This is a genomic window from Pseudomonas sp. HY2-MNA-CIBAN-0224, assembly GCF_040310285.1.
GTDB classification, from domain to species: domain Bacteria; phylum Pseudomonadota; class Gammaproteobacteria; order Pseudomonadales; family Pseudomonadaceae; genus Aquipseudomonas; species Aquipseudomonas helleri.
Map to the genome: position 1 here is coordinate 1 of NZ_JBEOPQ010000615.1, position 263 is coordinate 263.

At 49.4% G+C, this 263-nt stretch carries 1 protein-coding gene; it reads right to left on the minus strand.

Features of this window, described 5'->3' with window-relative positions:
- The coding region (yidC, locus tag AAEZ03_RS27775) for a membrane protein insertase YidC (protein ID WP_350583111.1) at positions 1–263 on the minus strand (263 nt) is incomplete at both ends.

The following is a 263-nucleotide window of genomic DNA, read 5'->3' on the forward strand; positions in this document are numbered from 1 at the left end:
GGCCAGACTGAGCCACATAGACGCGATTACTATTATTTTCTAACAGTACAAAAGGCGTCTCGCTATCGAGCGTCGCGTTATACTGCTTAAGCGCAGCATAAACGATATCACCGCCTTCTGGATTGATTTTTATATCATAGCGATCAGTGGTGACTGTGATCAGCCCAGCATCTTTCGCAGGGGTAGCCGTCACAATGCCGTTATCGGCTGTCACGTTATCCACCGTCTGTACCGGAATATCACCTGCTGCGCCAGTCGTAGAG